This window comes from Mucilaginibacter rubeus (assembly GCF_003286415.2).
GTDB classification, from domain to species: domain Bacteria; phylum Bacteroidota; class Bacteroidia; order Sphingobacteriales; family Sphingobacteriaceae; genus Mucilaginibacter; species Mucilaginibacter rubeus_A.
On sequence record NZ_CP043450.1, the window covers coordinates 1,196,168 to 1,217,048 of the forward strand.

The following is a 20,881-nucleotide window of genomic DNA, read 5'->3' on the forward strand; positions in this document are numbered from 1 at the left end:
TAGAATTGACTAAAAAAACACAACTATGAAAACAATGACTAAAATGATAGCTTCGGCATTTACTGCAGTAGCTATTTTTATCGGAACAAATGTAAAAGCTCAAACAACCCCGGCTAATGCCCTTCGTTTTGGAGTTGGCCTTGAAGCAGGTATCCCTACAGGTAACGCGCATGACATTTCAAAATTTGAGTTAGGCGGTACCGCCCGTTTACAATACGGTGTAAGTAATGATTTAGCCCTTACACTTACCTCTGGTTACTACAATTTCTTCGGTAAAACTTATACATCTTCTTTTTCTAACAATACATCAACAACTACTGTAACTGTTAAAGGCAGGTCGTTAGGTGTAGTTCCGGTTAAAGCAGGTATCAAAGCCTTTGTTGGCGATGGTTTTTACTTTGCCGGTGAAGTTGGTGCCGGTTTTGAAGTACATGAGCCGGTTGCAGGATCTGAGAAAAACACTAAGCTGATCCTTGCTCCGGGTATTGGTTACGCTACCAAATCATGGGACATCGGTGTTCGTTACGAAAACTTCTCGGGCCAGAGCAATAACTACGGTTTAGTAGGCTTGCGTTTAGCTTATGGCTTCGGTTTATAAGACAAACAATAAAAACTGTTACAAAAGCCCCCTGTTATGTATAACAGGGGGCTTTTATTTTTTTTATACATTTGCCACCTTGTTAATAAAAAGTTAACAAGAGTTTAAATTATACCATATGAAAAATACAATTACAAAAGTTATAACCGGAGTATCGGTTGTTCTTGCACTGTTTACTGCCAAAAATGTTAACGCTCAAACCACACCGGCCGACAAATGGCGTTTAGGCATTGGTCTTGAGGTAGGCAGGCCAATTGGAAACGCACATGACATTTCAAATTTTGAATTAGGCGGTACAGCCCGTTTGCAATATGGTTTAAGCAATAGTACTGCTTTAACGCTTACCTCTGGCTATTATAACATGTTTGGTAAAAACATTACCGTTCTTGACGCAAATGCAGCAGGAACTACGGTAACGGTAAAATCTAAAGACCTGGGTATTATCCCAGTAAAGCTTGGTATAAAATCTTTCCTGGCGCACAGGCTTTACTTTGGAGCTGAGGCTGGTGCTGGTTTTGAAACTACTTCTCTTTATGGTGATGGCAGCAAGGATACTAAGCTGATCCTTTCGCCAACAATTGGTTACGCGACTAAGGTAATTGATTTGGGCTTACGCTATGAAGGTTTCTTCGGTCAGGGTAATAGCTACGGTTTAATCGGCTTGCGCATAGCTTACGGTTTCGGTTTGTAAATAGAACTGAACCCTGATTTTTAGGATTTGGGGATTAACCTGATTGAAAAATCTGATATCTTAAATCCTATTAGTATGCACAAGAACCCCATGCCAATGGCACGGGGTTCTTTGTTTTTAACACTTTTTATATTTCATTAGTTAAGGTTTGTTAAACAGGCAGAGTTCATGAACTAATAATTAAGGAGTGCCGTTCATAAGGCATTAATCACACACTTAACTTAACCTTTATGAACACACAGATCAAAATCGTTTCTGCAATTGTTAGCTTCTTATTGTTAATGACCGGGCAACTGGTAAAAGCCCAAAAAACATCGGCGGGCGAAACACGCTTTGGTGTGGCCTTTGAAACCGGCTTGCCAACCGGCCCAAGTGCAAAAGAGTACAAGCTTTCCTTAGGTGGTACCGGAACCATCCAGTATGGAGTGAATGATCAACTGGTTTTGACATTTACATCCGGCTATTACAATTTTTTGTCAAAGACATTAGGTACGCCTTTCGCCCCTTACAAACGGGCTAATCTGCAAATAGTACCTATAAAAGTAGGCGCTAAAGTGTTTTTTTACGATGGATTTTATGCCGCTGGAGAAACCGGGATGGCTATTGAAGCTGTATCCGGCGGTGGAAGGAAATTTATTTTAGCCCCTGCATTAGGATATGCCACAAAGCAGCTTGATGTAAGCGTACGCTATGAAAACCTGTTAGGCGGGTTGGAAAATTATGGTTTAGTAGGGCTGCATACTGCTTATGGATTCAAACTTTAAATTAGTCTGAATCATAATTTACAGAATTAAAGAATTAGCAGAATCTTACACTGCTAATTCTTTAATTATTAGGGGACATCATCTGCAAATCTGAAATTTGCACATCTGCATATTACGCCAGTTTACCCAAGGCTTCTTTCAATCTCCTCATAGCTTCAATCAGTTTATCTTCGGCCGCTGCGTATGATAAACGGATAGAAGACGGATCGCCGAATGAATCACCACCTACGGTAGCTACATGGCCTTCTTCAAGCAGGTATAAGCTTAAATCGTCCGAGTCATTAATTACGCGGCCGTTATAGCTTTTGCCAAAGAATGAAGTTACGTTAGGGAAAAAGTAGAACGCACCATCTGGCAGGTTCACGTTAACACCATCAATCTCGCTTAATAATTTGTAAACGATATCGCGGCGTTTTTTGAATTCGGCACGCATTTCAAGCACGCTTTCCAAACCACCTTCATAAGCGGCAACACCTGCACGCTGGGTGATTGAACAAGTACCTGAAGTTACCTGGCCCTGCATTTTATCAAAAGCAGCGGCAAGCTCTTTAGTGCTGGCAGTGTAGCCAATCCTCCAGCCGGTCATAGCAAACGCTTTTGACCAACCATTGATGATCACAACGCGATCTTTAATATAATCAAACTGGGCGATAGATTCGTGCTTGTCAACAAAGTTGATGTGCTCGTAAATTTCGTCGCTCAGGATGTAAACCTGTGGATATTTCTCAAATACTTTAGCCAAACCTTCCAGCTCTTCTTTGCTGTAAACACTGCCTGTAGGGTTACATGGCGATGAAAACATGAACAGCTTGGTATTTGGGGTAATAGCAGCTTCTAATTGCTCAGGAGTAATTTTAAAGTTGGTATCAACGGTAGTGTTGATGAAAACGCTTTTACCTTCAGCCAATTTAACCACTTCACTGTATGACACCCAGTAAGGGGTAGGGATGATCACCTCTTCGCCGGGGTTAACCAAACATAATACCGCGTTAGCGATAGCCTGCTTAGCACCTGTTGATACAACGATATCGCCAAAATCATAGTCAAGATTGTTCTCGTTCTTCAGCTTGGCAACTACGGCTTTGCGAAGTTCGGGGTAGCCTGCTACGGGTGTGTAGTAGGTGAAGTTCTTGTCCATAGCCTGCTTGGCAGCTTCCTTGATGTGTTCAGGAGTATGAAAATCAGGTTCGCCAAAGCTAAGGCTGATCACGTCGACACCTTTAGCGGCAAGTTCACGGCCCAGTTTGGCCATTTTAATTGTTGCAGATTCGGACAGGTTTTGTATCCGGGTACTTAATGCGCTCATATAAATTATGTTATCGCGGCAAATATAGAAAATAACTTTACTGCTACTTACGCTTGTTATTTTTTAAATTTGCGGCCTAATACCACCTTGCTTTGAATCAACAAAAAAGGATCATATTAATTTCGCTGATAACAGGGATTGTGCTGATGCTGGCGAAATTTGGCGCCTACTTTTTAACAGCCTCCAACTTTGTATTAACCGACGCCGCCGAAAGCATTGTAAACGTTATTGCAAGCTCCTTCGCTTTTTACAGTATTTACCTCTCGGCCCTGCCGCGTGACGAAAATCACCCTTACGGGCACGGTAAAGTGGAGTTTTTCTCCGTTTTTATTGAGGGCGCACTTATCGGTATTGCCGGATGTGTCATCATCGTAAAATCGGTTTACAGCTTTTTCTTCCCTAATATCATCCATGACCTGTTTACCGGTGCTATTATTATAGGTATCACAGGTGCGGTTAATGGCGCGCTGGGTTATTATATGATCCGCAAAGGAAAAGAGCTTCGCTCCATGACGCTTGATGCTGATGGCCGCCATTTGCTTGCCGATACGGTTACCAGTGGTGGTTTGGTGGTTGGTTTATTGCTCATTGAATTTACGGGCATATTATGGCTTGATAGCGCGCTATCCATACTGGTAGGTTTATACATAGTATACAGTAGCTATAAGCTGGTGCGTAAATCGGTAGGTGGGTTGATGGATGAAGCCGATTTTCAGGTGGTGACAGATATCATTAACGTTTTAAGCGAAAAACGCCGCGAGGCCTGGATAGATGTACACAATCTTCGTGCGCAGAAATATGGCCACGAATTACATATCGATTGTCACATGACCTTGCCAAGCTATTTCGACCTGAACACGGTACATACCGAGATCTCGCTGGTGGATAAGATGATTAATAAGGATATGGGTATTAAAACAGAACTTTTTATCCATGCCGATCCTTGTTTGCCCGATTGCTGCCACTACTGCAGTATGCCCAATTGCCCTATCCGGTCGGAAGCACAAACAGAAACCATAGCCTGGACACTGGAAAAAGTCGTACGTAATAAAAAACACTTTGAATAATGGAATACTTTAATGTGAGGGTTTACGGCCTGTTATTAAATGACGAGGACGAATTGCTGATAAGCGATGAGCAGGAGTATGGTATACGTTTTTCAAAATTTCCGGGCGGTGGCCTTGAACTTGGCGAAGGGTTGATTGACGGGCTTAAACGCGAGTTTATAGAAGAATGTAACCTGGAAATTGAAGTAGTAAGCCATTTTTATACTACCGATTTTGCAGTAAAATCGGCATTTAATAATTCGCAGATCATTAGTGTGTATTATATGGTGAGAAGCCTTACTCCGGTTAATTTAAATATTAAAACTGTAGCGTTTGATTTTGATGGGGAAGGAGAGGTGTTGCAGGCTTTCCGGTGGGTACCACTTACCGCGTTAAGCACGGCCGATTTCGAATTTCCGACAGATAAACGTGTGGTTGAACTTTTACAAAACGAACTATGAACCTTACCGAAAGGGATTTACAGGTAATATGGCACCCTTACACCCAAATGAAAACCGCCCAGCCTCCGATAGGCATTGTGCGTGGAGAAGGGGCGTTGCTATTTGATGAAGAGGGCAAACAATATATAGACGCGGTATCATCATGGTGGGTAAATATCCACGGGCATGCGCATCCCTACATCGCCAAAAAAGTATCAGAACAGCTTCATAAGCTGGAGCATGTAATATTCGCGGGTTTTACTCATGAAGGTGCCGTTGAACTGGCCGAACGGTTACTGGCCATTTTGCCTGCAAATCAAAAGAAAGCGTTTTACTCAGATAACGGTTCAACAGCAGTTGAGGTAGCCATAAAAATGTGCCTGCAATACTGGCTTAACAAAGGCGATCAGCGTACTAAAATTATCGCTTTTAATAACGCTTATCACGGCGATACCTTTGGCGCCATGGCCGTAAGTGGCCGCAGCGCGTTTACCAAAGCTTTTGATAGTTTACTTTTTGAAGTTGAATTTATCGATATACCTAACAAGGAGAATATCGAAAGTCTCAAATCTCAAATCTCAGATCTCAAATCTCAAACCGCTTGTTTCATTTTTGAACCGTTAATACAGGGCTCGGCAGGAATGATCATGTATGAGGCTGAATACTTAAATGAGCTGATGGCGCATTGCCGCCAGGAAGAGGTGATGCTGATTGCCGACGAGGTATTTACCGGGTTCGGGCGTACAGGGAAGCCTTTCGCTACAAATCATGTACAGGTTGAACCGGATATCATGTGTTTTTCCAAAGGACTTACCGGTGGTACCATGGCTCTTGGTTTAACAACCTGTACGCAGCAAATTTATGACGCCTTTTTATCTGACGATAAACTGAAAACCCTTTTTCACGGGCATTCATTTACGGCTAATCCAATAGCTTGTGCTTCGGCGCTGGCCAGTCTTGATCTGTTCCAACAACCCGAAACGGCAGAGAACATTGACAGGATCAAAGCTGCCCATAAGGTCTTTGCCGACAGGATTCGCAATCACCCTAAAGTAAAAACCATAAGGCAAACGGGCACCATAGTGGCTATGGAGTGGGAAACCGGTGATAATACATCGTACTTTAGCTCACTTAGGGATAAGCTATACCATTATTTTTTGACTGCGGGGATCATATTGCGCCCGTTAGGGAACGTTATTTATATTTTACCGCCATATTGCATTACTAATGAGCAACTCAATTATGTTTACAGCAAAATTGAGCAAGCTCTTGAAGAACTATAAATTATGCTGAACAAAATACTACCTACTATAATAGCCGATAATCAACTGCACTCACGCTGGTTAAATACATTATCGTTAATGGAAAATACCGGCGCACGCAAGATCTCGGCCAGCGAAGATCCGCTTACTGTTACATACATTATATTAAAACACGCTGCCGAAGAGCATCGTCATGCTTTCTATCTGAAAAAGCAACTGGAAAAAACCGGTGTAACGTTACCGACCTACGCTGCAGAATACCTGCTCGCCCCGGGTTCAAGCAAGTATTATCTGAACCAGCTGGATGTTGATGTTTGCCGTTATTTAAAGAATGAGCTTAACCTGAAAGGTGCAGAACTCCGTTTTGCGGCTTACCTGCTGGTTACGTACGCTATTGAAGTTCGTGCCGATGAACTTTACCCTGTTTACCAGGATGCCCTTGACGAAGCCGGCAGTAAAGTGAATGTAAAATCGATCATTTTAGAAGAAGAAGGCCACCTGGAAGAGATGATCAACCAGTTACAGCATTTCTCACCGCAATGGGAGCTACACGCCCAAAAAGCAGTTGAATTTGAAACCAAATTGTTTAATCAATGGGTTGAGCAGTTGGGGAAAGAACTGGCCTTGTAAGGAATAAAAAATATGTCATTGCGAGCGAAGCGTGGCAATCGCACGGAAGCAGAGCGGCTCTGTATAACATGCGATTGCCACGCTTCGCTCGCAATGACATGAGAATAAACCTCAATAACTCATATACTCTGTAAACACCTGCTGCAAATAAGCCTTACCATAGGTAAGTGCAGCTTCGGTGGTCTTGTCATCTGCGTTACGGTTGTTGTTATAGATCATGGTGCGACCGGCGTTGTCATAGGATACAGTTTGCCCGGGTTGCATAAAACCGAAACCATTATCCCAATCAAAAAAAGCAAATGCTTTACTGTTAGGATTCAGTAAATCTTTCGACCATTTAAATTGGCTATGCGGGATACCCAATTGCGACAGCAGGGTGGCGGCGACATCGGTTTGTCCGCCCAATTTGCTGATCTTTTTGCCGCGGTATTCGGGTTTTATCACATCGCCAAAAAACAATAGCGGGATGTGGTACTTAGCGGGGTCATAAGCTTCGGCGGTATTGCGGGGCAGGCGGTGACCGTGATCTGCCACTAAAATGAACAATGTATTTTTATACCAGCTTTGCTTTTTAGCATGCTCAAAGTAGGCGTTCAGGCATGAGTCGGTAAAGTAGGCTGTACTGCGGAATTTGTTGGCCGCATCGCCATTGGCATCGTCGGCAAAATGGTGTTTTACCGGCAAGGTGAATGGCTCATGGTTTGATGAGGTTTGCACATAATCAAAAAAAGGCTGTTTCTGTTTGGCCGAATATTGCAGGTTGCGCGTAAGTAGGTCATCGTCATAAACGCCCCATTGGGTTTTTACGTGGCTGTTATCAAAGCTGCCCTCGTCAATAATATGATCGATATTGTGCGAGATCATGAACTTATCAAAATTCATGTAATTGCTTTTACCGCCATAAAAATAAGCGGTTTCATAACCTGCATCTTTAAACGATGCAGATATAGCAGGAAGCTTTTTATGTTTAACAGTATCGCTGATAATGGTGCGGATGGCCTGAGATGGGAAGCCGCTCATGAGGGCAACAATGCCTTTATCAGTACGATCGCCGGAGGCATAAATGTTGTTAAAGAACAGGCCGTTTTTGATGAACTTTTCAAAGTTTGGCGCTACGCCTTTATCGCCACCCAATGACTCAATAACATCAGCTGTGTAGCTTTCCATCTGGATAATTACCACATTGGGCCTGCTGGTGGTAAGAATCTGCTCGGTGGCATTATCCTTTATATGATACAGCTCATCAACGGTTTTTTCAGCCTCGTCCGGGTGGTCGTAAAGGTAAGGGTTATAAAGCGGGCGCAGATTTTCAAATACGTTGTTAAACAGGTTCCACTCGGTATTCAAGGCGCTTTGGTTCAGGATCTGTTTTTCGGAAAAATAGGCTGAGTTCTGGCTTACGGGTTTAGCTTGCAGGCCGCCACGCATCAGCACAAAGTTTACAAACACCAGTAGCGTAGTTAACGAAACCTTGAGGCTTGGCCGGGCGTCGGGTTTTTTAAACCGGTAGTTGATGATCAAATGCGATAGCACAATGCCTGTAGTAAGTAAGGCAATGCCAATGAAAATACATTTACCAACCGGCGATGAACCGCTTGAAGCAATGGCTTCAGAAGGGGCATGATAAAATGAAGTGAACACCCTGAAGCTAACCTTAGTGCCCCATTCGCGGAAAATATTGAAGTTAAGTACCGTATTTAACGAAATGCAGAACAGGCAAAACCAAACGTAAACCTTTAGCCAGATAGGTTTTACCTGTACCTTTGGAATAAACCAATTGATGATGAATACAAGGATGGGAATAATACAGATATATGCCGTAGCCGAAGCGTCAAGCCTTAAGCCCCAGAAAAAAGTTTGCAGGATTTCGCCTATGTGAGCATCGTTAAGCTTATGCAGAAAATAGATCTCAAATGTAGCCCTCGTGATAGCGAAGAAGACGATCCAAAAGAGAAAAAATCTGAAAAAACTGAAAAGGTTCCTTAACATTGGTGTAACAAAAATAATATTTTGCTACAATGTTAAGGAACCTTTAATGAATTGTTAATGAAATATTTTTTCGATTACCTGCCGCCGCTCATCGCTTTCAGGTCATCCAGGGTGATCTTTTCAAAGTCAGCAGGGATGCCAAATGTACCGGCAGGGTTTTTTTGTTCGGTGATGCTTTTAACAGTAACCTCGGTGCTTTGACCTTGTGAAAATGAAGTATACTGAACCGGGAACCCACCAACATTGCGGTAATATTTAGCAATACCTGTGGTTGGTAAAGTAACATCGTTAGTTACCCAAACATCATAGGTTTTGTTGGTTTTAGTATCTGTAGCTACTACCTTTTTGCAGTTGAAGCCCGAAATTACTTTGGTTTCGGTACCCGGAGCAAATGTTAGTGTTGGTAGGGTGGCCAAAGCCTGATCAACCTCATCAGGAGTTGCGATGGCCGCTTTTTTAATTGAAGCCACCGGCACGTCAACCAAAACAGCTAAAGATTTGCCATCAGCGTCGGTTAATATTTTAATAGTAGCCGGACCGGTAGTAAATTGCATAGCTGCAGAATCGGCACGGAAATAACTTTTCGCTTCAACTTGTTGTCCCTGCATTGCCGTAGAAATAGTTATCACACCCTCTTTATAAGCTTTTTGGGCGTTAGCGCTGATTGCTGTTGCGGTAAGGGCAAGGCCTAAGGCAACGTTGAAAATTTTAATGTTCATGTTTTGAGTTTGATTTAATACAAAATTGACTTTTATTAATTAAAAGACAAATTTTTAGGTATGTAGTTTAATATGTTTTTCAATTAGATGCTGCTATAAACGATTTGTTACGTTTTAAAACCACATAATTAGCGTGCAGGTAGCGGGCCTGATCCACAATAAGCTGTATGGTTTTAGGGGTGTTTGTGGCATCAATAATTATGGTATGATATTCGTGATTTTTATTAATAATAGCAAGCGGAATTTTAGGGTTGCCGGTAATGTACAGGTAGTCAGTTTTTTGTTTTATGGTTGATGTTGTATCGATATCGCCATTGTTGATGATGGATATGGATTGATTCCGGAACTGTATAAAATTATCCTGCTTTTGTAAAAATGCCGACCGGATCTCTTGATCTGGTTGGTACAATGCAACATCGCTTACTTTACAACTATCAAGGTACGGCCTTATGGAGTAATTGTAGTTTTTATCGGTATCGGCAAGGTTACTTATTACGATAGCGCGGTTACCGTTTTTGAACACGATACCCGAGTTTTTACGCAGGTTTAAAAAGGCGATGCTGTTTGTATTGTAGGAGCGATATCTTTTTACGCCGATACTAAAGGTAAACAAAAGCATCAGTATGAGACCTGTCCGTAACAGCCAAGCTCGTTTATCATACAAAAAGTAAAACACGCAAATGATAATGGCATAGAGTAAAAGGTACTCGGTTGTGGTGAGCCATATTTTACTGATGCTTGCAAAAGGTAAATGCTCAACCCAGGCCAGTACATAGTTCATGAGTAAAATGGTTTTCTCTAAAAGCCAGGCCAGGCAAGCCGATATATAAGGAATTTGAGGTAGCAGCAGGTAAAAAATACCGCTGTACATGATAACAGCGGTTGGGATGACAATAAATAAATTACTGAACAGGAAATAAACCGGGAACTGGTGAAAGTAAAAGGCACTTAGCGGAAAGGTAATAACCTGTGCAGCTACAGATACCGAGCAAAGGACCCAGAGTTTGTCTATCCATTGATTTTTGAAAGTAAACCACGCGTAAACTACCGGCTGTAAAATAACAAGTCCGGCTACGGCGAGGTAGGACAACTGAAAGCCCACATCCGTTATCAGTAAAGGATTGTACAATAACAATATAAACGCGGATATAGCCAGGATATTTAAATTGTTGATATACCGGTTATAGGTTTTCCCAATGATAACTGTACTGATCATTACTGCGGCCCGGCAAACTGCAGGTGAGAACCCGGTAAGCATGGCATAATACCAGATAACGGGAATGATGATGACTGCCCTGATGAGCCGACCATGCCTCCACCTGTCCAGAAAACTAAGGATAAAAGCCAGCAAAGCCCAGATTATTGCCACATGTGCACCTGAAACCGACAGCACATGGATAGTACCGGTTTTGGAATATGCCTGCAGTACATCGTCGCTTAAATCGGCTTTGTAACCTAATATCAGGGTAGAGGCTACGGCTATGGCGTTTGGATCACGTAATTGTTGTTTTAGTCTTTGAACCATTTGTCGCCTGAGGGACAGTGCTTGCGATATGAAAGGGTTACCTGTATTTGATTGTACCAAACGATATTGTCCCGGATATAAAAACTCCTGGTAATAAACATTCTGGTGCGCGAGGTATTTTTTGTAGTTAAATTCTGCCGGGTTAAAGGGCGGATCGATAGGGGAGTACTTGCCGGGAATCAGCAGTTCATCACCATAAGTGAGCTTTATTGCCACGCTATCTTTTATCGCGATTAGCAATGTGCCGGTTGTTGGTACCGCTTGGTTTTGGTTGATGTTTGCAATAACTGTCGCCGTAAAACGGATTAGGCCGTTTTTAAGTTGAGGCTCGGTATTAATACGTACAATAAGCCTTTGTGCAGGCTGTTTTGAAAAATGCCCGGTACCATTAAGCTCATTATTATTGATGACAGCTATCCAACCCGCAAGTAATAGTAGCAGATGAATGAGAACACCGCCGAGCCATCGTTTTTTATAAACTTTGAAGCGGTTATAATAAAAATTGAGCAGCAGGAACAAAATCAGCAGGCTTGCAAAACCAATGGCCAAAGGCACCAAATAAATGGCCAAATTGAAATTGATACCGACGCCTGTTCCTAACAAAAACGGAAGCAATAAAATAACAACCGGGATCTCGCTCTTATGATTAGCGATCATATTAAGTACGGCTTGTTATTGCAGGTGACAGCATGGTTATAGGTAAACCTAAAAGGATTATAAAAATAAAGATAGTTTTTATGCTGTAGATTACAACTGGTCGCGTACTTCGAGCAGAAACTTTTTGAGGTTTTCGAGCGAGTCGATAACACGTTGGTTATCTTTTGTATCGCCCATATTGTTTTTGAGGTGATCTTTTGCGCCGTTTAAGGTGTAGCCCTTATCCCGGATGAGGTGGAAGATGATCTTGAAATTTTCGATATCTTCGGGGGTGAAATACCGGTTGCCTTTTTTGTTTTTCTTGGGCTGCAGTACGTCAAATTCCTTTTCGTAAAAACGTATAAGCGATTGATTAACATCAAACATGGCCGACACCTCGCCCATGGTGTAGTACATCTTGCTTATTTCACGTTCTTTATACGGCATAGTACAAATGTATTTATTTGATTTCGGAATTGGGAATTTCGATTTCGGAATTTTCTTCGGGTCGCGTTACTTTTGTAATGACCCAGTAATACATAATTACTTAACCTGTAACATGCGCGTGGCTATTTAGTTTCGCTCCAGGGCAGAGAAGAAGCTTTACCTGCTAAAAAATCAGCTTTGCGGCTGGCCAGTTCTTTCGCCTGTTGCTCAAGAATGGCATCGCTTTCATTATCTATACGGTAGTTGTAATCCAAACTGTCAAGAAATGCCAGGAGTACCCTTTTCTCCTGTTCGTTTTGAATGTCTACTCTTAAAGTTTCCATACGCAAATTTAATTCAAATAAGGCGAATTAGTATTTAAACGCCGCAACAACTTTAAGGTTATATTTTAATTGACACTATATTTTATTAGAAACACATTTGTGGGTGCTTGTGAAAAGTAGATTTACTTTTTAATTACGTAGTTAGTTGTAAACTCTCTTATTGCAAGTGTATCATTTTTGTCGAGTGCCGTGTTTATAGACGACGGATTGAATTCATTTGACGATGATGTGGTATACTTTTTAATAAGCTTATTGGTGGTTGGGTCTCTGTGTAAAAAACAAATATCAATTCCAATAACCTTAGCTGCCGAATCATCGCTGGTAAAGATCAACGAACTGGTATATAGGTATTTATTGTTCTCATTGAAAATGTTCAAATGCTTATAAAAAGGTGAAAATACTGCTCTGATATCATCGCCGTTATCCATTGAAATTTCGGTGTGCACATCATTATAAAATGCCTGTTTACCGTTGCTGGATAGATCCCCGCTATAATGATCATTAGCAATTTCAATTTTTTCAGGCGATGTGAAAGTAATATCGTTTTGAGGTGTTGAGACAGAATGCGACATCAAATTAAGCTCCGTTGATATAATGGCTTTTGCTTTAACGACAGGGTCACTAACTTCTCCCTGGTAAGTGAACACCCTTTCGGTAGAGAGCGTTACACCCTGGTACTGAAATACCTTTGGAAATGTATCCGTTGAACTTTGGGTCTGCCTGTCTTTTTTGCAGGATGCGGCCGTGATACTGATAATAGTGAATAATAAGGCAATAGGTTTGTAGGATAATTTCATAATACTTTGTGATAGGTTGCAAAAATAGGTTAATAGTTTTAATTGTATAATAGTAATGATATGGTCTGACAGTGTTGCCCGGCTAAAGTTTAACAGGCATATCGGGGACAACAACTACATGGTTGAGTGTCAGATAGATTAAATTAAAGCACTTTCCCACTTCCGGGCTTTCTGTTTCCCGGATTATTATCGTTCGTTCTGCGAGAGAGTAAGAGGGGGCGATAATTCAACTAAGAAGTTTAAGTTAATTTCAAGCTGATTAATAAATAAATCTGAAATCGAAAATCCGATATCCGAAATAATTGAAAATCCTATCTTTGCTCCCTATGACTGCTACTGAAATACGACAGGCTTTTCTTGATTTTTTTGTTTCAAAGGGACATACCATCGTTCCTTCGGCACCAATTGTAATTAAAAACGATCCAACCCTGATGTTTACCAACGCGGGGATGAACCAGTTTAAAGATATATTTTTAGGCGAGGCGGCACCTAAGGCCCCGCGCGTAGCCGATACACAACGTTGTTTACGCGTATCGGGTAAGCACAACGATTTGGAAGAAGTAGGTATCGATACCTATCATCACACCATGTTTGAAATGCTGGGCAACTGGAGCTTTGGCGACTACTTTAAAAAAGAAGCCATTGCCTGGAGCTGGGAACTGCTTACCGAAGTGTACAAGCTGCCTAAAGACCGCCTGTATGTTACCTACTTTGAAGGCGACGAAAAGGAAGGCCTTGAAGCGGATACCGAAACCTACCAACTGTGGAAACAGTATGTGGCTGAAGATCATATTCTTCGCGGTAACAAAAAAGATAACTTTTGGGAAATGGGCGAAACTGGCCCCTGTGGTCCATGTTCGGAAATTCACTTTGACAGTCGCCCGGATAGTGAGCGTGCGGAAGAAAGCGGTGCTACATTAGTAAATGCGGATCACGATCAGGTTATCGAGATCTGGAACGATGTATTTATGCAGTTTAACCGCCTTAAAGGTGGTGTATTGCAGCCGCTCCCTAACAAACATGTTGATACCGGTATGGGTTTTGAGCGTTTGGTGCGTGTGCTGCAGGGTAAAACATCCAACTATGATACCGACGTTTTCCAGCCGATGATCCAGTTCATTGCCGAAAAATCGGGTAAGAAATATAACAGCGCCGCCAAACCGGGTGACGCCGATTGGAACGATGCGGTTGCTATGCGTGTACTGGCCGATCATATCCGTGCCATAAGCTTCGCCATTGCCGACGGACAATTGCCTGCAAGTAATAAAGCGGGTTATGTGATCCGCAGGATTCTGCGCAGGGCTGTGCGTTATAGCTATCAAACCTTAGGTTTTAAAGAGCCATTCTTTAACCAACTGGTACCTTTACTGGCCGAACAGTTTAAAGGAGTATTCAATAATCTATTTGAGCAAAAAGACTTTGTGCAAAAGGTGATTCTGGAAGAAGAGGTTTCTTTCTTAAGGACCTTACAGCAAGGTATTATCTACTTCGAGAACAACATTGTAGGAGACACCGTTTGGGGGGACCTTAGCAAGACGGGTGAAATTCCAGGCCAAATGGCATTTTTATTGTCGGATACCTATGGCTTTCCTTTGGACTTAACTGAGCTTATGGCTCGTGAGAAAGGTCTAACCGTGGATGTTCTTGGCTTTGAAAAATTACTTGCCGAACAAAAAAACCGTTCCCGGGCTGCTACGGCTATTGATACCGGCGACTGGATCGTATTAAGGGATGATGAATCGGTTGAATTTACCGGTTATGACGAAACGGAGAGCATTGCTCATATCGTAAAATATCGTAAAGTAACTGCCAAAGGTAAAGAGCAATATCAACTGGTATTAGATAAAACGCCTTTCTATGCCGAAAGCGGTGGCCAGGTGGGGGATAAAGGCGAACTGGTTTTCCCTGACGGCGAGATCATCCTGGTTACAGATACCAAAAAAGAAAACGGACTGATAGTTCATTTTACCGATAAACTGCCGCAGGATATTGACGATGCGTTAACCGCCATTGTTGATCCTGCTTTACGCAGTCAAACCAACAGCAACCACTCGGCTACGCACTTGCTGCATGCAGCTATGAAGCAGGTATTGGGCGCACACGTAAACCAAAAAGGTTCGTTGGTTAATGCTGATTATTTAAGGTTCGACTTTTCGCACTTTGCTAAAGTTACTGACGAGGAGCTGGCGCAGATTGAGGCTATAGTAAACCAAAAGGTACGTGAAAATATCCCGCTTAAGGAAGAGCGCAGCGTATTATATGCCGAGGCTATCAGCAGCGGTGTAACAGCCCTGTTCGGCGAAAAATATGGCGAGTATGTGCGTGTAATTACTTTTGATGATAATTTCAGCAAGGAGCTTTGCGGTGGTACGCACGTAAAGGCAACCGGGCAAATCGGTTTCTTTAAAATTATAGCCGAAAGCGCTGTTGCCGCAGGTGTACGCCGTATTGAGGCTATTACTGGTGTTGCTGCCGAAAAATATATTGTTACCCAAAACGCTTTGGTTAACCAGTTAAAGGAATTGCTTAAAAATCCAAAGGATCTTTCAAAAAGTATTGAAGGATTGCTGGATGAAAATGCCAAACTGAAAAAAGAGATCGAGAAATCGATCCTCGAAAAATCATCAGGTCTGAAAACCGAACTGGCTCAAAAAGCCGAAGCTATTGGCGACATCAATTTCATCGCCCAAAAAGTAGCCCTGCCCAATGCTGACGCGGTTAAAAACCTGGCTTATCAGCTTAAAGACATCGTATCAAACCTGTTCCTTGTGCTGGTCGCTGATTTTGATGGCAAACCAAGCATCACCGTAATGATTGCCGAAAACCTGGTGAAAGAAAAAGGCCTGCATGCCGGTAATATCGTAAAAGAACTGGCCAAAGAGGTTAAAGGCGGCGGCGGCGGTCAGCCGTTTTTCGCAACTGCCGGCGGTAGTGACGTGAGCGGGTTGGATAACGCGCTGGCTAAGGCGAGAAGCTTTGTAGCTTAGTTAAAAAAGCAAAATCTCAAAATGATGTCATTGCGAGCGAAGCGCGGCAATCTCGTAGCCAATGCCTTTCCGCCCTGTACAGCTACGAGATTGCTTCGTCGTTCCTCCTCGCGATGACATAAAATAAAAAAACGACCGCCTCAGCAGAAGCGGTCGTTTTTATTTTATATACTTTTTTGGGGAAAAGTCTCGTTGAATATTAATGGTGGTGACCATTATCGTGTCCACGGTGTTCAACTACGCGGGTACGTTTTACTACAGTTTTATGCGGCTTTTGGTAGCGGTTTACAACGCGGGTACGATTCACAACACGTGTGCGGTTAACTACCCTGGTATGATAATTATCACGAACAATCACGTTACGGGTACCACGGTAACGGGCATAAGTGTCACGGTCGTGCGCAAAATAAGTGTATGGCCTTGGGCGGTTTACGGCAACTTTATAACCGGTGGCAATATTATAACTTCTATAGCGTGGGGGCAAGGCAGTCCTCCTAACCCATGTGCCACCTTCTAAATAAACATATTGATGGGTTGGCACATAATAGTAGCTTTCCACATCCGGTAAATAGTAGTAGTTAACACCTGCATATTCGGCAGGTGGGTTCCATAAACCAACGTTTACATTTACGTTTACCTGTGCATTTGCTTTTGTAACCGAAGCTGCAAGTACAAAACATCCCGCAAGCATTCCTAAAATTAACTTTTTCATAGTGTCTGTATAAATATGCGGGCACATACTCAATTTCTGTGCCTGTATGTTGATAGACGGTATCATCCGGATAAGGTTTAAATCTACCAAGCTGTTAAAATCAACGAACATCATTTACATGTTGATAAAACTTCATTGTCGTTGGTTTTAACCAACGGATCATCGAAAAGCGATAAAAGGACCTCAGCCAAAAACTGCTCGTATAATTGGGCTAAAGCCAAGTCTTTTCAGTCTTTACTCCGTTGGTTAAAACCTACGACAATGGATTTATTGCAAACGGCCTTTAAGTTAATCTCAGGTTATTAACTTTCACTTTTTAAATGATGTAAGTCGCTGTCGCAATTGGATTTTTTAGGCTTAATGCTTTTTATCTTAGAAAATTTAGCAATGCGAAAGCCATCAGTGCTATTGCTACACTTCATTGATTATGTGTAGTAAACTGTAAACCTGATGTTTCCTACCTTATAAGTATATTATTGCATCTTTACCGTTGTTTTTAAGAGCAAAATGGTACCGATAGTTTATTAATCTTTATATATTTGGTTTTTATAGCTAAGTAAACTATAGCTGAATTTTTTATTTTATGACAGTTCTCGCAGACGGGATAGCTGAAAAGTACGAGTTGGTTATAGGCCTCGAAGTACACGCGCAGTTATCTACATCAAGTAAGGTATTCTCGGCAGATTCTGCTGCTTTTGGTGCCGAACCTAATCGACATGTTAGCGCGGTATCGCTGGGGCATCCCGGTACTTTACCCTTTATTAATAAAAAAGCGGTTGAATATGCCGTTAAAATGGGCCTGGCCTGTAATTGCACTATCAACCTGAATAATAGCTTCGCCCGTAAAAATTATTTTTACGCCGATTTGCCTAAAGGTTACCAGATAAGCCAGGATCAGGCACCGATATGCCTCAAAGGTTATGTGCCTGTGAAGCTGGCCGATGGAACTGAAAAGAATATCGCGTTACATCACATCCACATGGAAGAAGATGCCGGTAAAAGTATGCATGATCAGCACCACGCCGATTCACTGATAGACCTGAACCGTGCCGGTGTACCACTGGTTGAGATCGTATCTGAACCGGATATGCGTAGTGCCGAAGAGGCCGGTCAGTTCCTGACCGAGATGCGTAAGATTTTACGTTACCTGGATATCTGCGATGGCAACATGGAAGAAGGCAGTATGCGTTGCGATGCCAATATTTCGGTTAGGCTTAGAGGAGCTACCGCTTATGGTAACCGCTGCGAAGTGAAAAACCTGAACTCTATCCGTAACGTGCAACGTGCTATTGAGCATGAGTTTGTACGCCAGGTAAATATTATCGAGGCTGGTGGCCATATCGACCAAAATACACTGAACTTTAATGCTGACACCGGCGAAACCTCGGTGCTGCGCTCAAAGGAGATGGCAAACGATTACCGCTACTTCCCCGAACCAGACCTGCCGCCTTTGAAACTCACTAACGAGTATGTTGAGAACATTCGTAAAGGTTTACCTGCATTACCTGCCCAGTTATATCATAAATATACCGAGCAATTAGGCTTAACAGCTTATGATGCTTCGGTTATCACCGCTGATAGGGATACCGCTGTTTATTTTGAGTCGCTGATAAAACATACCGATCATTATAAAGCTGCTGCCAACTGGCTGATGGGCGCTGTTCGCTCGTATCTGAACGATCATAATCAAACCATTGGTAACTTTGCTGTTACGCCGCAAAACCTTGCCGGCCTCATCAAACTAATTGACACCGGGGTGATAAATAATTCTGTAGCTTCGCACAAACTATTCCCTGCCATGATCAAGGAGCCGGGTAAAAAACCGGATGATCTGGCTAAGGAACTTAACCTGCTCATCAGTGCCGACGGCGATGATGTAACCCGTTTTATAAAGGATGCCATCGCTAAATATCCTGATAAGGTTAAGGAATACCAAAAGGGAAAAAAGGGCGTTTTAGGCCTGTTTATGGGTGAGATCATGAAAAGCTCAAAAGGCAAGATCGATCCGCAGAAAACTAACCAGCTATTGATTAAAGAATTAGAAGCTAAGTAAATGAAAGTTAAAAATATGGCTGCCGGCGCATTGTTATTGCTAAGCGCGGGTATGTACTCTTGTAAAAACCAATCGCAGTTCAGCGTTTCGGGAACAATCAAAAATCCGGGTGCGCTTAAAGCTGTTTATTTGATTGAAGCCGATAGCTCGGGCTTAAAAATTGTTGACTCAACTTCACTGGGCGAGGGTGGCAAATTTGAGTTTAAGCACGTAGCGCTTTATCCAAACCTGTTTAAACTTCGTGTAGGTAATACCGGCCCGCAGGGCAGCGAAATGCAAGGCGAAAACCTGTATGACTTTATCGCTAAAAATGGTGACGATATCGAGTTTGAAACCGACAATAACGATAAAAAGCACGAGTATACCATTAAAGGTTCTGACGATTCGGACAAAATAAAAGAGTTTAACCGCATCAGTAACCTTTATGGCGATAAAAACGCCAAGCTTTTTGCCGAGTACCAGGAAAAATCACACGGTGAGCGTAACGATTCGCTGCTGAAAATATACATGCCTATATTTTTAAAGAACGTGAACGAAAGTGGTGAGGCGGTTTTAAAATTTGTGAACGATAATAAAAACTCGCTTGCGGGTTTCTACGCGGCTACCACACTTGACCCTACAAAATACGAAGCTCAACTGATTAATTTTGCCGACGAGATCAGGGGCGATTTTAAAGATAACCCCACTGTACAAAAATTCATAGCGCAGATGGATAAGGCTAAGCCGATCTCTATCGGTCATAAAGCGCCTGAATTTGCTGTTAACGGCATTGATGGTAAACCAATCAAGTTGTCTGATTACAAAGGCAAATATGTGATGATTGATTTCTGGGCTTCATGGTGCCAGCCTTGCCGCCAGGAAAACCCTAATGTGGTTAAACAATATGCTGCTTTTAATTCTAAAGGCTTTAATATATTAGGTGTATCCCTTGATAAAGATAAAGATCCATGGCGAAAAGCTATCAATGATGATAAACTTACCTGGGCGCACGGATCTGATTTAAATGGCTTTGAAGGCCCTACAGAAAGGCTTTATCATATTGAGGCTATCCCTTCAAATTTCATTATCGACCCGCAGGGAAACATCGTTGCCAAGAATATTACAGGCGCCGATCTTGAAGCTTTTTTAAATAAAACATTTAAATAGCCTCAACTTACGGTTAATATAAGGTAACGTTTAACAATTTGTTAATATTAGCTTAACTATTAGCTGTTGTAAAGCGTATACTTTTATACAAAAAAATTAACGCAACATGAGCAGCACCGCAAAACAGAAAATACTTATTGTTGATGATGAACCGGATATTTTAGAACTGATTGAGTATAACCTGAAAAAAGAGGGTTACCAGGTGTTTTTAGCACGTAATGGCCAGGAAGCCGTTGCCGAAGCAAAGAAAGCCTTACCTGATTTGATTGTACTGGACATCATGATGCCTAAAATGGATGGGATAGAAGCATGTCGCATTATGCGCACCATGCCCGAGTTTAAAAATACCTTTATGGTGTTTTTAACAGCCCGCAGCGAAGAGTATTCGGAAATTGCCGGTTTTAATGTAGGTGCCGATGATTATATTGCAAAACCTATTAAACCCCGCGCACTGGTTAGCCGCATAAACGCGATACTGCGCCGTAATGCCCCTGCCGAAGACGTAATTGATAACAAACTGGAAATTGGCGACCTGGTTATCGACCGTGAAGCTTACTTGGTTTACAAAAACGGCGTTAAGGTAGTATTGGCCAAAAAAGAATTTGAATTGCTTTACCTGCTGGCTTCAAAACCAGGCAAGGTTTATACCCGCGAGGTGATCCTTAAAAACATTTGGGAAGATTCGGTAGTGGTTACCAACCGTACCATCGACGTACACATTCGTAAACTACGCGAAAAACTGGGCGACGATTGTGTTGCTACTGTAAAAGGTGTAGGTTACAAATTTGAGGCGTAAGCCCCCGGCCCCTA

General features: G+C 42.3%; 19 protein-coding genes. 11 read left to right on the forward strand and 8 right to left on the reverse strand.

Going from position 1 to position 20,881, the window contains the following annotated elements; genetic code table 11:
- The first annotated feature begins 25 nt into the window (after window positions 1-25).
- From DEO27_RS04885 to DEO27_RS04895, 3 genes are all read left to right on the forward strand, one after another.
- Entirely contained in the window at window positions 26-598 is a 573-nt protein-coding gene (locus DEO27_RS04885; RefSeq protein WP_112574162.1) for a hypothetical protein, read from the forward strand.
- Between the two features lie 118 nt (window positions 599-716).
- The gene (locus tag DEO27_RS04890) at window positions 717-1,289 is read left to right on the forward strand and encodes a hypothetical protein (protein ID WP_112574161.1); all 573 of its coding nucleotides are present in this window, start codon (window positions 717-719) and stop codon (window positions 1,287-1,289) included.
- 230 nt (window positions 1,290-1,519) lie between these two features.
- Complete coding sequence (locus tag DEO27_RS04895) at window positions 1,520-2,053, forward strand: hypothetical protein (RefSeq protein ID WP_146750083.1); 534 nt, start codon at window positions 1,520-1,522, stop codon at window positions 2,051-2,053.
- A 112-nt stretch (window positions 2,054-2,165) separates the two neighbouring features.
- On the opposite strand, the gene DEO27_RS04900 is transcribed toward DEO27_RS04895, so the two are convergent.
- Window positions 2,166-3,359, reverse strand: coding sequence for a pyridoxal phosphate-dependent aminotransferase (locus tag DEO27_RS04900; RefSeq protein WP_190295328.1), 1,194 nt, complete (start codon window positions 3,357-3,359; stop codon window positions 2,166-2,168).
- A gap of 92 nt (window positions 3,360-3,451) precedes the next feature.
- Between DEO27_RS04900 and DEO27_RS04905 the strand changes: the two genes are divergently transcribed.
- Genes DEO27_RS04905 through DEO27_RS04920 form a run of 4 tightly spaced genes read left to right on the forward strand, consistent with a single transcriptional unit; the run spans window position 3,452 to window position 6,737 of the window.
- Window positions 3,452-4,426 carry a cation diffusion facilitator family transporter gene (locus DEO27_RS04905; protein ID WP_112574159.1) on the forward strand — a complete coding sequence of 325 codons (975 nt, stop codon included), beginning with the start codon at window positions 3,452-3,454 and terminating at the stop codon, window positions 4,424-4,426.
- Window positions 4,426-4,866, forward strand: coding sequence for an NUDIX domain-containing protein (locus DEO27_RS04910; protein WP_112574158.1), 441 nt, complete (start codon window positions 4,426-4,428; stop codon window positions 4,864-4,866). Before DEO27_RS04905 ends, DEO27_RS04910 begins: the two co-directional genes overlap by 1 nt.
- Window positions 4,863-6,128, forward strand: a complete 1,266-nt coding sequence (gene bioA / locus DEO27_RS04915; protein WP_112574157.1) for an adenosylmethionine--8-amino-7-oxononanoate transaminase — start codon at window positions 4,863-4,865, stop codon at window positions 6,126-6,128. Before DEO27_RS04910 ends, bioA begins: the two co-directional genes overlap by 4 nt.
- A gap of 3 nt (window positions 6,129-6,131) precedes the next feature.
- Window positions 6,132-6,737: a hypothetical protein gene (locus tag DEO27_RS04920; protein ID WP_223818164.1), complete on the forward strand. Its 606-nt coding sequence runs from the start codon at window positions 6,132-6,134 to the stop codon at window positions 6,735-6,737.
- Window positions 6,738-6,848: 111 nt separating this feature from the next.
- Here the strand turns inward: DEO27_RS04920 and DEO27_RS04925 are convergent, their stop codons facing one another.
- The 6 genes from DEO27_RS04925 to DEO27_RS04950 form a co-directional block, all read right to left on the reverse strand.
- A complete protein-coding gene (locus DEO27_RS04925; RefSeq protein ID WP_112574156.1) occupies window positions 6,849-8,726 on the reverse strand; it encodes an LTA synthase family protein in 1,878 nt (625 codons plus the stop codon).
- A 74-nt stretch (window positions 8,727-8,800) separates the two neighbouring features.
- Window positions 8,801-9,445: a DUF4412 domain-containing protein gene (locus DEO27_RS04930; protein WP_112574155.1), complete on the reverse strand. Its 645-nt coding sequence runs from the start codon at window positions 9,443-9,445 to the stop codon at window positions 8,801-8,803.
- A 79-nt stretch (window positions 9,446-9,524) separates the two neighbouring features.
- Window positions 9,525-11,627, reverse strand: a complete 2,103-nt coding sequence (locus DEO27_RS04935; protein ID WP_112574154.1) for a ComEC/Rec2 family competence protein — start codon at window positions 11,625-11,627, stop codon at window positions 9,525-9,527.
- A 90-nt stretch (window positions 11,628-11,717) separates the two neighbouring features.
- Window positions 11,718-12,053, reverse strand: a complete 336-nt coding sequence (locus DEO27_RS04940) for a MerR family transcriptional regulator (RefSeq protein ID WP_091210753.1) — start codon at window positions 12,051-12,053, stop codon at window positions 11,718-11,720.
- A 122-nt stretch (window positions 12,054-12,175) separates the two neighbouring features.
- A complete protein-coding gene (locus DEO27_RS04945; RefSeq protein WP_112574153.1) occupies window positions 12,176-12,376 on the reverse strand; it encodes an addiction module protein in 201 nt (66 codons plus the stop codon).
- A 122-nt stretch (window positions 12,377-12,498) separates the two neighbouring features.
- Window positions 12,499-13,173 (reverse strand): hypothetical protein, encoded by a 675-nt coding sequence (locus DEO27_RS04950; RefSeq protein ID WP_112574152.1) that lies wholly within the window; start codon window positions 13,171-13,173, stop codon window positions 12,499-12,501.
- A gap of 326 nt (window positions 13,174-13,499) precedes the next feature.
- On the opposite strand from DEO27_RS04950, the gene alaS reads away from it, so the two are divergent.
- Window positions 13,500-16,160 (forward strand): alanine--tRNA ligase, encoded by a 2,661-nt coding sequence (gene alaS, locus DEO27_RS04955; RefSeq protein ID WP_112574151.1) that lies wholly within the window; start codon window positions 13,500-13,502, stop codon window positions 16,158-16,160.
- 199 nt (window positions 16,161-16,359) lie between these two features.
- On the opposite strand, the gene DEO27_RS04960 is transcribed toward alaS, so the two are convergent.
- Entirely contained in the window at window positions 16,360-16,872 is a 513-nt protein-coding gene (locus DEO27_RS04960) for a hypothetical protein (protein ID WP_146750082.1), read from the reverse strand.
- A gap of 583 nt (window positions 16,873-17,455) precedes the next feature.
- Here DEO27_RS04960 and gatB point away from each other — a divergent pair.
- From gatB to DEO27_RS04975, 3 genes are all read left to right on the forward strand, one after another.
- Complete coding sequence (gene gatB / locus DEO27_RS04965; RefSeq protein ID WP_112574149.1) at window positions 17,456-18,925, forward strand: Asp-tRNA(Asn)/Glu-tRNA(Gln) amidotransferase subunit GatB; 1,470 nt, start codon at window positions 17,456-17,458, stop codon at window positions 18,923-18,925.
- Window positions 18,926-20,071, forward strand: a complete 1,146-nt coding sequence (locus DEO27_RS04970) for a TlpA disulfide reductase family protein (protein WP_112574148.1) — start codon at window positions 18,926-18,928, stop codon at window positions 20,069-20,071.
- A gap of 106 nt (window positions 20,072-20,177) precedes the next feature.
- On the forward strand, window positions 20,178-20,867 hold the full coding sequence (locus DEO27_RS04975; protein ID WP_022831601.1) for a response regulator transcription factor: 690 nt from the start codon (window positions 20,178-20,180) through the stop codon (window positions 20,865-20,867).
- Window positions 20,868-20,881 lie beyond the last annotated feature (14 nt).

Excerpts from the sequence above, each read along its gene's own strand:
- DEO27_RS04945 (WP_112574153.1), bottom strand. The coding sequence starts at position 12,376 with ATGGAAACTTTAAGAGTAGACATTCAAAACGAACAGGAGAAAAGGGTA.
- DEO27_RS04885 (WP_112574162.1), top strand. The coding sequence starts at position 26 with ATGAAAACAATGACTAAAATGATAGCTTCGGCATTTACTGCAGTAGCT.
- DEO27_RS04975 (WP_022831601.1), top strand. The coding sequence starts at position 20,178 with ATGAGCAGCACCGCAAAACAGAAAATACTTATTGTTGATGATGAACCG.
- gatB (WP_112574149.1), top strand. The coding sequence starts at position 17,456 with ATGACAGTTCTCGCAGACGGGATAGCTGAAAAGTACGAGTTGGTTATA.
- alaS (WP_112574151.1), top strand. The coding sequence starts at position 13,500 with ATGACTGCTACTGAAATACGACAGGCTTTTCTTGATTTTTTTGTTTCA.
- DEO27_RS04895 (WP_146750083.1), top strand. The coding sequence starts at position 1,520 with ATGAACACACAGATCAAAATCGTTTCTGCAATTGTTAGCTTCTTATTG.
- DEO27_RS04940 (WP_091210753.1), bottom strand. The coding sequence starts at position 12,053 with ATGCCGTATAAAGAACGTGAAATAAGCAAGATGTACTACACCATGGGC.
- DEO27_RS04960 (WP_146750082.1), bottom strand. The coding sequence starts at position 16,872 with ATGAAAAAGTTAATTTTAGGAATGCTTGCGGGATGTTTTGTACTTGCA.
- DEO27_RS04950 (WP_112574152.1), bottom strand. The coding sequence starts at position 13,173 with ATGAAATTATCCTACAAACCTATTGCCTTATTATTCACTATTATCAGT.
- DEO27_RS04930 (WP_112574155.1), bottom strand. The coding sequence starts at position 9,445 with ATGAACATTAAAATTTTCAACGTTGCCTTAGGCCTTGCCCTTACCGCA.
- bioA (WP_112574157.1), top strand. The coding sequence starts at position 4,863 with ATGAACCTTACCGAAAGGGATTTACAGGTAATATGGCACCCTTACACC.
- DEO27_RS04890 (WP_112574161.1), top strand. The coding sequence starts at position 717 with ATGAAAAATACAATTACAAAAGTTATAACCGGAGTATCGGTTGTTCTT.
- DEO27_RS04970 (WP_112574148.1), top strand. The coding sequence starts at position 18,926 with ATGAAAGTTAAAAATATGGCTGCCGGCGCATTGTTATTGCTAAGCGCG.
- DEO27_RS04925 (WP_112574156.1), bottom strand. The coding sequence starts at position 8,726 with ATGTTAAGGAACCTTTTCAGTTTTTTCAGATTTTTTCTCTTTTGGATC.
- DEO27_RS04935 (WP_112574154.1), bottom strand. The coding sequence starts at position 11,627 with ATGATCGCTAATCATAAGAGCGAGATCCCGGTTGTTATTTTATTGCTT.
- DEO27_RS04920 (WP_223818164.1), top strand. The coding sequence starts at position 6,132 with ATGCTGAACAAAATACTACCTACTATAATAGCCGATAATCAACTGCAC.
- DEO27_RS04900 (WP_190295328.1), bottom strand. The coding sequence starts at position 3,359 with ATGAGCGCATTAAGTACCCGGATACAAAACCTGTCCGAATCTGCAACA.
- DEO27_RS04910 (WP_112574158.1), top strand. The coding sequence starts at position 4,426 with ATGGAATACTTTAATGTGAGGGTTTACGGCCTGTTATTAAATGACGAG.